Below are 12,820 nucleotides of genomic sequence, written 5' to 3'. Positions count from 1 at the left end.
TTGGACTTTTTTTATTCTGTTTTGATACTGTTTTTTCGGGTTCTTCTCAGCGAATAATTCACCAGATACAAGCCAAATAAGGTGACGCCACCTCCTACGGCTATGGCAGTATTGAGGGTTTCCCCAAAGATTATTGCGCCTAAAATCACGGCAATAATTGGGTTGATATAGGAATACACACTACTGATCTCCGCAGGAAGATTTTGAAGAGCATAAATAAAGGCAATGAAAGTAAGTATGGAACCAAAAACAACTAAATAAGCGATAGACCACCAGGAAGCAGCAGGAATTTCACTTAATTTGACGGAAATTCCAGTTGCGCCAGTGTAGGCGAAAACTAAAATACTAGAAATAAACATTTGCAGTCCCAAACTAAAATACGGATTAAAAGTGGCTGCTTTTTTCTTCGTGTACAAGGTGCCAAAAGCCCAAGTTAAAGTAGAAATTATGGAAATGATTATTCCAAATCTGAAACTAGGAATCAAAAAATCACTCAGGTGGTCGTAAAAAATCACACAAACCCCACTGAAACTGATAATCAAACCCACAACTGATACTCTGGATAATCGTTCGCCTCTAAAAAAAGTAATGATCACAATCCATAAAGGGACACAAGCGCCAATAATTGCGCCTAGACCACTACTGATATACTTGACGCCCCAAGTGCTTAATCCGTTGCTTAAAACAAAATTAAGAATGCTTAGAATGATGATCGTTTTCCATTGTTTTCCCTTTGGCCAAGGCGCCTTTTTAAATAAAAAATAGGAAATATACAGGAATCCTCCTAAAAATTGTCTGATGGCGACAAGTTGTAAGGCGGGCATGTGTTTCACGCCCTCTTTAGAAGCAATCCAGGTAGTTCCCCAAAAAAAACTGACCCAACACAAAGCCAAAATTGGCAGTCCAATAGTGTCTATTTTGGACGAAACGGCATTCTTAATTTTAGTTCTCACATTACAAATTTGGTTTCGTAAAAGTATACTTTAAAACCGTTTCTATGCGAGCACTCAAAATTATTTTTCCAGTTGAATTTTCTTCAGAATTAAATTTTGGCAAAGCTAAATCCAGATCCTTCGCTTTTTGGGTGTAGTACTGTTCTCGAGAAGGATGAAATGGAGCCACTGCATTGAAGGTTTCATTCCATGAATCCGTTTCAATAATTTTTTCAATGATTCCAATACAATCGTCTTGATGAATTAAGTTAATGGTTGCATTAGGGTTGTCAAGATTTTCTCTGCCGGCCAAGAATTTTACAGGATGGCGGTCCTGGCCAATTAATCCGCCAAAACGCAATACCGTCGTTTTAAAATGACTGTTGTTTAGCAAAAGCTGTTCTGTTTCCAGTAATTGTTTGCCGCTTTCCGTATCCGGTTTTGGGATAGTTTCTTCAGTAACAAAAATAGCTTCATCATTATAAACAGATGTCGAACTGATGAAAAGTACGTTTTCAACAGAAGATTTTTCGATAGATGGAATCATATTTCTAATCTTGGCAACAAAGTTTTCTTGCGCTAAACCACGAAGTTTTGGTGGGACATCAATGATTAAAATTTTAGAATTTTCCAGAAAATCAGAAAGGTTTCCTTTGGTTTTATTTTCTGAAAGCGCAATTAAGAAAGGAGCGATTCCGGCATTTTTCAATACGTCTAATTTCGCTGTAGAAGTCGTCGAGCCCTTCACGGAAAATCCTTTTGAAAGGAAGGCTTTCGCCAAAGGCAAACCCAGCCATCCGCAACCCAGAACACTAATTTTTGTCATTTTCGTTTTTTGTAATCAATCGTAATTTTTAAATTTATATGCGGTTACAATTGGTGGCCGTGCATTCTCATAAATTTAAATTTCTTCAAGGTCATAAAATGTGACCTTAAAGAAATTCCATCATAATTTTTTCAAACTGTCTTTCACTACTGCTAAACTATCTTTTACAACAGGATTTGTTACAGTAGTATTCAAAGTATTCTCAACAACCGGACTCGCTTTTATTTTTTGCCTAATGACAACCGCATCGTTCAAAACAAAAGGGGTTGGCATCATCCAGTTTTCTCTTTTCGTGATTTCAAATAAAGGATTGGAAAGTAGGTCAAAAGAACTTTCTAACAGTTCCATGTTGAACGCAGTTGCAGCATTAAAACTAAACTGCAATTCTAAAGGGGCGTTTCCTACCACATAATAACTCAATATCTTCTTTCCTTTTCGCTGGTAAATTGAATTTTTCCGACCTAGTGTAGTCACGCCATTCGCTTTTAAATTATGAAGTATCATTTTTTCATTGGCAAAAATGTCATAGCGATTAACGTTTCTGTTCGGGGAAATTTTTATTTTGACATGTCTTTGATTTCCTATAATTCGGTCTTCCAGAAATGCGATAGTTGGTTTCGGAATCGCTTTTTTAGGTGCTTTGGCAGCATAGGTAAAACCAGAATTGTATTTGCTAAACAACGGAATTTCGTTCAAATTGGTTGCCTTTTTCGGGTTTACACCCAAATAGCCTGTGGTCCAGGAATCGAGATTAGTGTCATACGTGGCCCAATTGGCTTGATCTGTGTCCGCATTATAGAGGTATAATAAACTATTTGACTTCGCTTTTCCGGGTTTGTATCCCGACTCTAAATGCGCTTTCGCAAAAAAGCCAATGGAAAGCAAAAGCAGGAGTATAGACCAGATTCCCTTTTTGGCGAAAGCCCCAAAAATAGGCAGCAATAATCCGAATAGCAATACGGTAAGAAGGGCACTTCCAAACAATACCTTTAGTCCCAAACCGATAGGAAACATTTGGATAAAAGGAGCTATAATGATCAAAGCAGGAATGCTAAAAATAAGATTTAATGTTTCGCTTGATTTTTGAGTCACAATGAAAACCCCAAAAAGGAATAGACCAAAGTACACCGGAATAATCAAGAATCCAGCTCCCGGTAACATAAAAGCTATGATGGCATTAATCACAATCCAAATAAATAATGGCGCTACATAATGATTGATGTTGACTTTACGACATGAAAATAAATGATAAAAGACCATGCTTATTGCTAAAGCCAGCAGTACGAAAGCAGCTATGTAAGCATGTCCGTTATAGGTAAATCCGTTCAGCAAATCCGTGTATTGAGGATAGACGAGCAGCAATCCTTTCCATCCAAAAAAGGTAATTATTCCCGTTGCCGTCAGGGAACCAAACAGCGGAATGAATCCTTTTACAATTTCTCGGGCTGATATAAGGCGTTTGGCTCTTCCTATAAATAATAGCGAAAGAAACAACGCTAAAGCGAGTAGAACCATAGGCAAAACCCAACTGAAAGGATAGCTTATAAAAGTGTATGGAATGGTAAAATAGACATACTCTTCACTGGATTGTATCGCATTTAAATCCGTACTGGAAAAATAATTTAACAACGGTATCAAATAAGAACCCTGATGAGCCAGCGTATTTTTGTTTAAATGCTGGATGTCATCCTGAGCGGTATGGTAGTTAAAATGGTCGTCAATAAATGCAAAGTTATAGCCCTGAATATCGCCTTGTTCCCTAAAAACGGTCAAATCAGTGTCGTTGGGTAACATTTTATAAATACTGTACATCAAGGAATTAGATACTGGAAAAGTCGCTTTTGCAGCAGCAAACTCTTTTACTAATCCTGCATTTCCATTGTTAGTTTCCATCAGCATGTAGCTGGGGCCGGAAGAACCACGGGCTTCAAAGTTGAGTACCAGTCCCACTTGTTTTGCCCATTGATGTTGGGTTACAAAAAGTGCAGCACCATTAAGTCCTAACTCTTCTGCATCCGAAAACAGAATAATAATATCGTTTTTATGCGGGGTTTTATTGTATAAAAAAGCCCGAACACTTTCCAGAATTGTAGCTACACCGGAACCCGCATCACTAGCTCCAGGCGAGTAGGAATGGGGTGCGCTGTCATAGTGTGAAAGCAACAACAAGGCTTTGGAACTATTAGAACCTTTGATACGAGCCAAGATGTTTTTTGATTGTACAAGATTTCCCCAGTCACTTAGCGTATAGCCGGTTTGAACAGAAGTCTGCAGTCCTAACTTTTTTAGCTCTTTCAGGAGGTAATTTGCGACCACATCATGATTGTCAGATCCTACATAATGAGGTTTTTTTGAAATGGATTTGATGTGATTCAAAGCCCTTTGGGTCGAAAACTCAGTAAGGGACCCTTGATCATTGGAAGTCCATTGCGGCATCATCGTAAAGTAGATTAACGCTAGGGTTACTGAAATAAACAAACCGGCAAAAATGGAGAAATAATCTTTTTTCATGGTAAGTAAGTGGATTTGGATGCGGTGTTAAATGTCTTTTTTGACTAGCATGTAATACTCATTGTCTAAAACTAAATACCCCTGATCGTACAGGAAATAGTAAGTATTCCCTGTTTTGGTTCGCAGAATATTAGTAAAAAATTCAAAATCAAAACCTTTGCTTAATAATTTTGCGCGGGTGGTTTTTGATTTTCCATCGGGATTAAGTTCAATTAGAATGCGGTAATTTTTACGCAACTTATTGTTGATGTTGCGCATAAAATTAGTGCTGTCTTTGTTCATTTTATTGTTGTAGGCGTTGCGACATCCGTCACTGCAAAACTTTTTATCTTCACGGCCTACAATTTTCTCTTCACATTCTAAGCAGGTTTTTGTCATGGATTTATTTTTTTGATATCGTATAAATCAGTTCTACGGTCTTTTAGAATGCGTACGCTACCGTGCTCGTGAAGCTCTTTCAGTAAATCTAAATCTACGTCTACAATGAGTGTCATCTCGGTATTTGGGGTTGCTTCGGCTTTGATTCCATTACTTGGAAAAGCAAAATCAGAAGGTGTAAATACTGCTGATTGCGCATATTGAATATCCATGTTGTTTACCTTTGGAAGATTTCCTACACATCCTGCTATGGCTACATAACATTCGTTTTCAATCGCTCTGGCTTGTGCGCAATGTTTGACTCTGGTATAGGCGTTTTGAGTATCTGTCAAGAACGGGACAAATAAAATATTCATGCCTTCATCTGCCATTAATCTGGAGAGCTCCGGAAATTCAACATCATAACAAATCATGATGCCTATTTTACCACAATCGGTATCAAAGGTCTTAATTTGTGATCCTCCGGTCATCCCCCAGTGCTGTACTTCGTTTGGAGTAACATGAATTTTGGCATACATTTCTGAAGTTCCGTCTCTCTTGCATAAAAAACCCACATTGTAAAGCGTGCCGTTTTCTAAATGAGGCATACTTCCTGTAATAATGTTGATGTTGTACGAAATGGCTAGCTCCTGAAAGCGTTTGCGAACAGGCTCTGAATGTTTGGCTAATTCCCGTATGGCTTCTGCCTCGGACAAATGATTGTAATCCGCCATCAACGGAGCGGTAAAGAGTTCTGGAAATAGTGCAAAATCACTGCCATACCCGGAAACGACATCAACAAAAAATTCACATTGTTCAAATAAAGCTTCCAGATTGTTCAGTTGGCGCATCTGCCACTGAACGAGTCCCAGGCGGATGACACTTTTCTTGAGGTTTATTAATTTAGGGCTTTCGTCGTAATAAATATTATTCCATTCTAGTAAAACGGCAAATTCTTTAGAATCGGTATCGCCTTCCAGATAGTTTTTCATGACCCGGATTACGTGAAAATCATTGCTCAGCTGAAAAGAAAGCACAGGGTCGTGTAGCTCTTTTCTTTTTACTTTTTCGATATAATTTTTAGGAGTGAGGGTTTTGGCGTGTTGCCCATAATTTGGAATCCTGCCGGCAAAAACAATTGCTTTCAAATTCAATTGTTCACATAGTTCTTTACGGGCGTCATACAAACGTCTTCCCAAGCGGAGTCCTCTGTAGCTTGGATGAATAAACACATCTATTCCATACAAGACATCCCCTTGTGGATTGTGGGTCGAAAAGGTATATTTTCCTGTTATATCAGAATAATTATGGTTTTTGTCTACTAAGCTTTCATCCACAATTAGCGATAATGCAGAGCCTACAACTTTGCCGTCTACTAAGATTACGAGTTGGCCTTCCGGAAAAATGCTCAATAATTTTTCAATATGATGTTCTCTCCAATAGGAACCAACCATTTCCGGATACGATTCTACCATTGATTTTTTGAGCTCTTTATAGTCTTCAATCGCTAGATTTCGTAACTCTACTTTGTTTATTTTGGCTTGCATGAAATAATGATTTTATCAAATATAGCTAAAATTTACCAATTACAAACGGTTACAAATAGTTACAACCGAAAGTAAATAGTTAACAACCGATTACCTTTTAGCAATGATCGCATCTTTGCCCTGTTGATTTGAAAGACCAATTCAACAAACATACACTAACATTTAAATAGTATACGCCATGAGCACATTAAGAAACAAAGTACAGTTAATTGGACATGTAGGAAATGATCCGGAAATCAAATCATTTGACGGAGGAAAAAAACTAGCTAATTTTTCCTTAGCTACAAATGAAAGCTACAAAAACGACAAAGGAGAAAAAGTAGAAGAAACCCAATGGCACAAACTCGTTGCTTGGGGAAAAACGGCTGAAATCATAGAGAAATATGTTACCAAAGGAAAAGAAATTGCCATTGAAGGAAAATTAACCCATAGAAGTTATGACGATAAAAATGGAGAAAAACGTTACATCACTGAAGTTGTCGTTGATGATGTTTTGCTTTTAGGGAAATAGGTTTTTCAAGACTAAGCAATAAAATAATGCCCTCTGTATCAGAGGGCATTTATGTTTTGAATCAGGATACTTTTTTTAATAAATCAAACAACGGACACCGCTTACAGCGATTGTCTTCCCCTTTTTTGAATTTTTTGCAACATTTAGATTTGCAGTTTTCTGCAATCTTAATGGTTTTAAGGATTTCTTTTTGATTTTTTTTCTTTTCCTTTTTTTTCTTTTCCAATTTTTATAAAGAATTAAAAACTAAGGCAAATGTATGTTATTTTTATCTGTTCTAAATAAATTTTAACATTTAAATAGCAGGTTTGACAAGCGCCACTTGTTGTAAGTCTCTGTCAAATAAGTATAAACCGCCTTTGTCATCTCCTATTAAGTTGATTTTGTCCAAAATAGATTTTGCGGTCGCTTCTTCCTCAATTTGCTCGGCAACATACCATTGCAGAAAGTTATGTGTGGCATAATCTTTTTCAGAGAAAGTGATGTGTACCAACTCATTTATCGAATCCGAAACAAAAATTTCATGTTTATAAAGTTCCTCAAACATATCTTTGAAGGTTTCATAAGTAGTTTTTGGGGCTTTTAAGTCCGTTATTTTTGCATGGCTACCACGTTCATTTACATACTTGATTAATTTGAGCATGTGCAGGCGCTCTTCGTCAGATTGGGCAAACATGAATTGAGCAATTCCTTCCAGTCCGCTCACTTCAGCCCAACACGCCATAGAAAGGTAGGTTTGCGAGGATTCTGCTTCAATGCGAATCTGTTTGTTTAGGGCAATTTCAATATTTTTAGATAGCATAATTTTAGTTTTTAGTAAAGTTAAAAAAAATAAGTCACTACTGATTCATCAATTCCTGAAAACAATCCACAAATTGTCCCAGATGAAAACCGTCCATTAATCCATGATGTACATGAACAGACAAGGGCATGGTTCTTTTGCCACTAGGGGAGACTTTCATTTTGCCAAAAGATATTTTTGGACAGCTGTCCGGAAAGGAAAAACTTCTAGCATGGGATAAAGAGGAAAAATCCAGCCACGGAATTGCTGAAAAATGGATCACGTTATCCTCCTCAAAGGTTCGGGTAAAAAGTCCTGTTGTGGTTTGAATGCGGGCAATCTCTGTAGCGGAGGTCGTTTTGAAAACAGTAAAATCAGCATTGTATTCGATTAAAGAAAATCCGAAAGTGCCGTCCTCCCGACCAATTGTAGCTGAAGCATTAATTTGGTTACAAATATATATTTGGTCCTCTGAAACTCGATACTTAAAAGATTCAATGGTATTTACCGCTACTAATGTTTGGTGTAAATAATAATTAAAAAAAGAAGAATTTAGTGATTTTGCAGCTGCATAAGCTTTCGTACAATCAATTTTGACTGTGGCTCCAAAAAAAGGTTCTTCAAATTGTCTAAAAAAATGAAAATGTTCTTTTCTGGGCCAATTTTCTATATCTAAAAGGGTTCTCAAAATGAAGGGATTTTATTTAAAGTTCAAAAGTACAGCTATTCTTTGTGAATAGTTAGGAGTTAGTTGATTCTCTATTCTAAAATGGAACAGTTAGATAAGGTGTAGTTCTAAAAAAAGCCCTAAAGAAATTTTCCTTTAGGGCTTTTTTATAAGTAAGTATGAAGCTTATTTTACGGAGAACGTAACTCTTCTAACTAATTTTCTTGCATTTACTGAATTTTTATCTACAGAGGTATCTTCACCGTTTGCAACAACATTCAATCTTGATGCATCAATGTTAGCTTTTACCAATGTAGTTTTAACATGGTTAGCTCTTGCTGTAGATAATTTATCATTGTAAGCAGATCCTCCTAATTCATCAGCATGACCAATAATGTCTACTGAAGCAGAAGGATTGTCTCTCAAGTATGTTAAAATAAAACTAGTAGCTTCTGTAGATACGTCAGTTGGTCTTGATTGATCAAAGTTAAAATAAACAGCAACATAACCACCATTAATTAAACTTTTGATTAGTTCGTTATCATATACAACGTTACTATCGGGGGTTTTGCTAGCATAATTCTCTAGGACGTAAGCTTCTGTAGCATCAGGAACATTGTTGTTGTTTTTGTCAATTGATCTTCCTTTAGTATCCACCATTGCTCCTGCAGGAGTATTTTCTTCTTGATCTAAATAATTAGCTACGCCATCTCCATCCGTATCCAGCATTTTATTTTCGATAGCCATAAATCTTGTATCAATTGCATCAAATTTACCTTCGTGATCGATAACCCAGTCCGCATGTTTTTCGTTTTTACCTAAGTAAACTGTTAAACCTACTGTACCATTAAAAAGAATTCCTGAGAAACCTCTGGCATCACGAGTACTTGCACCATCAAAAGCGGCATCTTGCGCAGCATTAAGAATAGTTGTGAAATCTCCCGTTAGAGCAATTCTGTTTGATAGTTTAATTTGACCTGTAACACCGGCCATAAAGTTACCCATTCTGTCTTTCAACGCCGAATTTTGGTCTTCTAATTGTGCTAAACCAAAACCTGCATGACCCAATAAACCGAGAGTGTTTGTCCATGTTTCAAAATTCATGATTCTTCCTAAATTAGCGACGGCTTGAATATCTGCTCTGTAATATTTAGTGTCAAAATCAATTGAATTGTTTTTGCCTTGGAAGCTGTTGTATCCAATGTCAGCCTTTAAACCAAATTTGTTGTTGAACATATATCGAACTCCAAGATCAGCAACAAAAGGACTAGGTGTAGAGGTGAAATAACCAGCAGTCATTGGTCTTTGTGTTTTATTAACACCACCTGCTAATTCAACAGACCATTTGTTGTAATCGTTTTCAGTATTTTTCTGAGGTTCTGTTTGAGCGCTTAAAGTTGTAATCGCTGAAGCAAAAACTAACGTAAGTATGATTTTTTTCATCATATAAAAATTTAAAGTTTTTACAAACCTACAGTACAAAAATGGAGGATAGCCGGTAAAGAGTAAATTATATAAGGATTCGTTCCAATTGTAATAAACAATGTACTAAAATGGGCGTTTTTTAAATGTTTTAAAGCATTTTTGATGCCTCAAAATAGGTATTTATATGCTGAATTTGTATCTTTTTTACTTAAAAAAGAGGTTTAGAGGGGCTAAATTTAAGCCAGAACAGATCCGACAAATGCACTCGCATACTCTAATTTGAGCCAATTGGATTGGTGGATTTATCGTAATTCCAATCGTTTTAAAACGTCTGTTATTTTTTTGAAAGCAATGAAATTTTCGTGTTCTATTTTATGGTCAATTTTTTCATGTGCCCAAGTGGTATGAAACGGAATGTGAACGGCATGTCCGCCTATGGCTAAAACCGGAAGTATATCTGATTTTAAGGAATTGCCAATCATAAAAAATTCCGAAGGTTGTATTTCCAATCGTTTGATGAGATCGGAATAATCTTTTTCCTGTTTGTCTGACATCACTTCTATATGGTGAAAATAATGTCCCAAACCAGAATTGTGCAATTTTCGGCGTTGGTCTAATAAATCGCCTTTGGTAGCTACAACCAATTTGTATTTTCCGTTCAATGCGTCTAAAGTTTCTTGAACACCATCCAATAAAACGATAGGTTTCTCCAGCAATTCTTTTCCATATTGAATAATTTTTTCGATTATTTCAATAGGAATGGTATTATTCGAAATATTCATCGCGGCTTCAATCATCGAAAGAATATAGCCTTTGATTCCGTAGCCGTATAATTTCAGATTGTCAATTTCGACCTTGAAAAGTTCTTTAGAAATTCCCTGATGCGATAAATAATCTTCCATCAAACCGCAGAATTTTTTCTCCGTTTCATCAAAATAGGTTTCGTTGATCCATAAGGTATCATCGGCATCGAAGGCAATTACTTTTAAGCTCATATTTTTTTATTTACCGCGAATTCGCTAATTAAGTAAGTCGAAAGTTTAAAAGTCGTAAAGTCAAAAGAATTAACTTTAAGTAAAACAGCTTAAAATCAGATTGTTACATAATTTCATCCTGATTTTAAAATACGACATTATACCATGGTTATTACTTAATATATTTAAGATTACATATTAATTAGCAAATTTGCGGTTGTTTTTTCTTAATTTATAGTCTCTCCATTGGCAACGCCATCGGTATCCGGATTTACAAAAACCAGTTTCCCTTCGGCATTAGTGGTCATCAATATCATGCCCTGACTTTCTACGCCACGAAGGTTTCTTGGAGCCAAATTCACTAAAACAGTAACTTTTTTCCCTATTATATCTTCGGGCTTAAAACTCTCCGCAATTCCTGAAACAATGGTGCGCACGTCAATTCCAGTATCTATTTTCAAAATCAAAAGCTTGTTCGCTTTTGGCATTTTTTCTGCTTCCAAGATTGTTCCCGTACGGATATCCATTTTGGCAAAATCCTCAAATTGAATTGTTTCTTTCTGTGGTTCGGCTACTTTATTCTCTGCTTTGTTAGCCGTTTTAGTCGCCTCTAATTTGTCAATTTGTTTCTGTATTTCCTCGTCTTCAATTTTGGCAAACAATAATTCCGCTTCTCCAATTTGGTGACCAGCTGGAATCAAATCAGAGTTTTGAGCAACAGTATTCCAATTCAAAGGACTTTTTATTTTTAGAATTCTTGATAATTTTGTAGCTGTAAACGGCAAGAAGGGTTCGCAAAGTGAACTCAACGCAGCCGCAATTTGCAACGCAACGTACATTTGTGTCTGCACGCGCTCCGGATTGTCTTTGATTACTTTCCAGGGTTCTTCGTCGGCTAAATATTTATTTCCTAAACGAGCCACATTCATCAACTCGCTCAACGCTTCCCGGAATCTGTAACGCTCCAGAGAACTTGAAATCACCGCTGGATACGCTTTCAATTCCGTCAAAGTAGCTTCGTCCACTTCCGAAAGTTCATTTGGAGTAGGTATAATTCCGTTGTAATATTTATTGGTTAAAACTACCACGCGATTAATGAAATTTCCGTAAATCGCCACCAATTCATTATTGTTTCTCGCCTGAAAATCTTTCCAGGTAAAATCATTGTCTTTTGTTTCCGGTGCATTTGAGGTCAACGCATAACGCAACACGTCTTGCTGATTCGGGAATTCTTCCAAATATTCGTGCAGCCAAACCGCCCAGTTTTTTGAAGTCGATAATTTATTTCCTTCCAAATTTAAGAACTCATTTGCAGGCACATTGTCCGGCAAAATATAGCTTCCTTCGGCTTTCAACATCGCTGGGAAAATAATGCAATGGAAAACAATATTGTCTTTCCCTATAAAATGAACTAGTTTCGTGTCTTTATCTTTCCAGTATGGTTCCCAATCTTTTCCTTCGCGCAAAGCCCATTCTTTTGTAGAAGAAATGTAGCCAATAGGCGCATCAAACCACACGTATAATTTTTTTCCTTCGGCACCTTCAACAGGAACGTCAATTCCCCAGTCCAAGTCACGAGTTACTGCACGAGGCTCTAAACCACCGTCAATCCATGATTTTACTTGTCCGTAAACATTCGGTTTCCAGTCGTTTTTATGTCCAACAAGAATCCATTCTTTCAGGAAATCTTCATAACGATCCAAAGGCAAAAACCAGTGTTTCGTTGCTTTCATAATTGGCGTTTCGCCTGTAATGGTCGATTTTGGATTAATCAAATCCGTAGCATTCAACGTAGAGCCACATTTTTCGCATTGATCGCCGTAGGCTTCTTCGTTGCCACATTTTGGACACGTTCCCACCACAAAACGGTCTGCCAAAAATTGATCCGCTTTTGCATCATACAATTGCTCGGTCACTTCCTCAATAAAATCACCTTTATCATACAGCTTTTTAAAAAATTCCGAAGCCGTATCATGATGGATTTTAGCCGAAGTTCTGGAATAATTATCAAATGAAATTCCAAAATCAGAGAATGATTTACGTATAATTCCGTCATATTTATCGATTACTTCCTGTGGTGTAATACCTTCTTTTTTAGCTTTCATCGAAATCGCCACGCCGTGCTCGTCACTTCCGCAAACAAACAAAACGTCTCTTCCCTGCAATCTTAAATATCTGGAATATATGTCCGAAGGTACGTAGACACCCGCCAAATGGCCAATGTGAATTGGGCCGTTCGTATAAGGTAATGCCGCTGTAATTGTATATCTTTTTGGATTCTGTATCATG

Annotated in this window: 11 protein-coding genes; 1 reads left to right on the top strand and 10 read right to left on the bottom strand. The window is 36.9% G+C overall.

Annotated features, from left to right (window positions below):
- Positions 1–11: 11 nt before the first annotated feature.
- The 5 genes from EKM01_RS00140 to EKM01_RS00120 all read right to left on the bottom strand — a co-directional run bounded on the left by EKM01_RS00140 (position 12) and on the right by EKM01_RS00120 (position 6,173).
- Positions 12–953, bottom strand: a complete 942-nt coding sequence (locus tag EKM01_RS00140; RefSeq protein ID WP_233579252.1) for a DMT family transporter — start codon at positions 951–953, stop codon at positions 12–14.
- A gap of 1 nt (position 954) precedes the next feature.
- A complete protein-coding gene (locus EKM01_RS00135) occupies positions 955–1,758 on the bottom strand; it encodes an SDR family NAD(P)-dependent oxidoreductase (protein WP_126766091.1) in 804 nt (267 codons plus the stop codon).
- 120 nt (positions 1,759–1,878) lie between these two features.
- On the bottom strand, positions 1,879–4,197 hold the full coding sequence (locus EKM01_RS00130) for a M28 family peptidase (RefSeq protein ID WP_126767031.1): 2,319 nt from the start codon (positions 4,195–4,197) through the stop codon (positions 1,879–1,881).
- A gap of 99 nt (positions 4,198–4,296) precedes the next feature.
- Positions 4,297–4,647 carry a hypothetical protein gene (locus tag EKM01_RS00125; RefSeq protein WP_126452170.1) on the bottom strand — a complete coding sequence of 117 codons (351 nt, stop codon included), beginning with the start codon at positions 4,645–4,647 and terminating at the stop codon, positions 4,297–4,299.
- Positions 4,644–6,173 (bottom strand): bifunctional GNAT family N-acetyltransferase/carbon-nitrogen hydrolase family protein, encoded by a 1,530-nt coding sequence (locus tag EKM01_RS00120; protein WP_126452162.1) that lies wholly within the window; start codon positions 6,171–6,173, stop codon positions 4,644–4,646. The genes EKM01_RS00125 and EKM01_RS00120 overlap by 4 nt, the downstream gene beginning before the upstream one ends.
- Positions 6,174–6,351: 178 nt before the next feature.
- On the opposite strand from EKM01_RS00120, the gene EKM01_RS00115 reads away from it, so the two are divergent.
- Positions 6,352–6,684: a single-stranded DNA-binding protein gene (locus tag EKM01_RS00115; RefSeq protein ID WP_126452160.1), complete on the top strand. Its 333-nt coding sequence runs from the start codon at positions 6,352–6,354 to the stop codon at positions 6,682–6,684.
- A gap of 295 nt (positions 6,685–6,979) precedes the next feature.
- Here EKM01_RS00115 and EKM01_RS00110 read toward each other — a convergent pair whose 3' ends face one another.
- From EKM01_RS00110 to metG, 5 genes are all read right to left on the bottom strand, one after another.
- Positions 6,980–7,486, bottom strand: coding sequence for a ferritin (locus tag EKM01_RS00110; protein ID WP_126457689.1), 507 nt, complete (start codon positions 7,484–7,486; stop codon positions 6,980–6,982).
- A 37-nt stretch (positions 7,487–7,523) separates the two neighbouring features.
- Positions 7,524–8,153: a chloramphenicol acetyltransferase gene (locus EKM01_RS00105; RefSeq protein WP_126766087.1), complete on the bottom strand. Its 630-nt coding sequence runs from the start codon at positions 8,151–8,153 to the stop codon at positions 7,524–7,526.
- A gap of 165 nt (positions 8,154–8,318) precedes the next feature.
- Positions 8,319–9,575 carry an OmpA family protein gene (locus tag EKM01_RS00100; RefSeq protein ID WP_126766083.1) on the bottom strand — a complete coding sequence of 419 codons (1,257 nt, stop codon included), beginning with the start codon at positions 9,573–9,575 and terminating at the stop codon, positions 8,319–8,321.
- Between the two features lie 284 nt (positions 9,576–9,859).
- Positions 9,860–10,552 carry an HAD family hydrolase gene (locus tag EKM01_RS00095; RefSeq protein WP_126457686.1) on the bottom strand — a complete coding sequence of 231 codons (693 nt, stop codon included), beginning with the start codon at positions 10,550–10,552 and terminating at the stop codon, positions 9,860–9,862.
- Between the two features lie 206 nt (positions 10,553–10,758).
- Positions 10,759–12,819, bottom strand: a complete 2,061-nt coding sequence (gene metG, locus EKM01_RS00090) for a methionine--tRNA ligase (RefSeq protein ID WP_126766079.1) — start codon at positions 12,817–12,819, stop codon at positions 10,759–10,761.
- Position 12,820: the final 1 nt, after the last annotated feature.

It is taken from the genome of Flavobacterium sp. RSP46, assembly GCF_003984825.1.
Lineage (GTDB): Bacteria > Bacteroidota > Bacteroidia > Flavobacteriales > Flavobacteriaceae > Flavobacterium.
The sequence above is the reverse complement of the archived record's forward strand: the minus strand, read 5'-3'. Positions and strand labels throughout refer to the sequence as shown.

Bases quoted from the DNA above. Each gene is read 5' to 3' on its own strand.
- EKM01_RS00130 (WP_126767031.1), bottom strand. From the start codon at position 4,197: ATGATGCCGCAATGGACTTCCAATGATCAAGGGTCCCTTACTGAGTTT.
- EKM01_RS00110 (WP_126457689.1), bottom strand. From the start codon at position 7,486: ATGCTATCTAAAAATATTGAAATTGCCCTAAACAAACAGATTCGCATT.
- metG (WP_126766079.1), bottom strand. From the start codon at position 12,819: ATGATACAGAATCCAAAAAGATATACAATTACAGCGGCATTACCTTAT.
- EKM01_RS00135 (WP_126766091.1), bottom strand. From the start codon at position 1,758: ATGACAAAAATTAGTGTTCTGGGTTGCGGATGGCTGGGTTTGCCTTTG.
- EKM01_RS00125 (WP_126452170.1), bottom strand. From the start codon at position 4,647: ATGACAAAAACCTGCTTAGAATGTGAAGAGAAAATTGTAGGCCGTGAA.
- EKM01_RS00120 (WP_126452162.1), bottom strand. From the start codon at position 6,173: ATGCAAGCCAAAATAAACAAAGTAGAGTTACGAAATCTAGCGATTGAA.
- EKM01_RS00100 (WP_126766083.1), bottom strand. From the start codon at position 9,575: ATGAAAAAAATCATACTTACGTTAGTTTTTGCTTCAGCGATTACAACT.
- EKM01_RS00095 (WP_126457686.1), bottom strand. From the start codon at position 10,552: ATGAGCTTAAAAGTAATTGCCTTCGATGCCGATGATACCTTATGGATC.
- EKM01_RS00115 (WP_126452160.1), top strand. From the start codon at position 6,352: ATGAGCACATTAAGAAACAAAGTACAGTTAATTGGACATGTAGGAAAT.